The organism is Streptomyces sp. UG1 (assembly GCF_049974585.1).
Taxonomy (GTDB): domain Bacteria; phylum Actinomycetota; class Actinomycetes; order Streptomycetales; family Streptomycetaceae; genus Streptomyces.
In genome coordinates this window covers 1-1,193 of record NZ_JBNGGG010000140.1, presented here as the reverse complement: position 1 = coordinate 1,193, position 1,193 = coordinate 1, and the positions used below count along the sequence as shown (strand labels likewise).

General features: G+C 70.1%; 3 protein-coding genes. All 3 read left to right on the top strand.

Annotated features, from left to right (window positions below; all coding sequences use genetic code 11):
* Positions 1 to 351: transposase (locus ACP4J3_RS50700; RefSeq protein ID WP_426545073.1), on the top strand; the 351-nt coding region annotated here is incomplete at its 5' end.
* Positions 348 to 482 (top strand): hypothetical protein, encoded by a 135-nt coding sequence (locus ACP4J3_RS50695; RefSeq protein ID WP_426545071.1) that lies wholly within the window; start codon positions 348 to 350, stop codon positions 480 to 482. The genes ACP4J3_RS50700 and ACP4J3_RS50695, both read left to right, overlap by 4 nt.
* Positions 430 to 1,193, top strand: a 764-nt coding sequence (locus tag ACP4J3_RS50690; protein WP_426545069.1) for an IS3 family transposase, incomplete at its 3' end; no start/stop codon positions are given. The genes ACP4J3_RS50695 and ACP4J3_RS50690, both read left to right, overlap by 53 nt.

Genomic DNA, 1,193 nt, shown 5'->3' with positions numbered 1-1,193 from the left:
TCGAAGATCAGGGGCTTCGGCCCCAGAAGGATGATGTCCATCATGGAGAGTATGGGGAAGAAGAAGCCGCGTCCTCGCCGCTCGTTCACGCCGGAGTTCAAGGCCGAGATCGTCGAGCTGTGCCGACGCGGTGACCGCTCGGTCGGCCAGATCGCCAAGGACTTCGACCTGACCGAGACCGCGGTACGCGACTGGGTCAAGCAGGCCGAGGTCGATGCCGGCGAGCGCGACGGCCTGACCAGCAGCGAACGCGAGGAACTGGCCCAGCTGCGGCGGGAGAACCGCCGCCTGCGGGAGGACGTGGAGATCCTCAAGCGGGCCACGGCTTTCTTCGCGAAGGAGACCCGGTGAACGTGCACCCGTTCATCGAGGCGGAGAAGCAGGCGGGCCACAGCGTCAAACGCGCATGTGAGCTGCTGAAGGTCTCCCGTGCCGCCTTCTACGCCCGCCGGACCGGCGCCGTCGGCCCCCGGGGCCGTTAAGGACGCGGAACTGACCGAGCAGATCACCGCCGTCCACGTCCATTCCCGGGGCACCTACGGGGCCCCGCGCATCCACGCCGTCCTCAAGCGCGAGGGCACGGCCTGCGGCCGCAGACGCATCGCCCGGCTGATGCGGGCCGCCGGGCTCGTCGGCCGGCACCGCGGACGCCGACACCGCACCACCATGCCCGACCCGCACGCGGCCACCCGCCCGGACCTGATCCTGCGCGACTTCCGGCCCGACCCGACCGCGACCGACGCCCGCTGGTGCGGCGACATCACCTACATCCCTACCGACGAGGGCTGGCTCTACCTGGCCACTGTCATCGACATCGCCTCCCGGCGAGTGGTCGGCTGGGCCACCGCCGACCACCTGCGCACCGAGCTGGTCGCCGAGGCGCTGCGAGCCGCCTGCCGCCGACGCCGCCCCGCCGGGTCGGTGATCTTCCATTCCGACCGCGGCTGCCAGTACACCAGCCGTGAATTCGCCCTGCTCGCAGCCGAGTTGGATATTCGGCTGTCGGTCGGCCGCACCGGCCAGTGCTGGGACAACGCGCTGGCCGAGTCGTTCTTCGCCACCCTGAAGAACGAACTGTTCGGCGACCATTCCTGGCCGAGCAGGTCCGTCGCCCGCGCCGCGGTCTTCGAGTGGATCGAGGGCTGGTACAACTTGCACCGGCTGCACAGCAGCCTCGGCTACCGCAGTCCCGC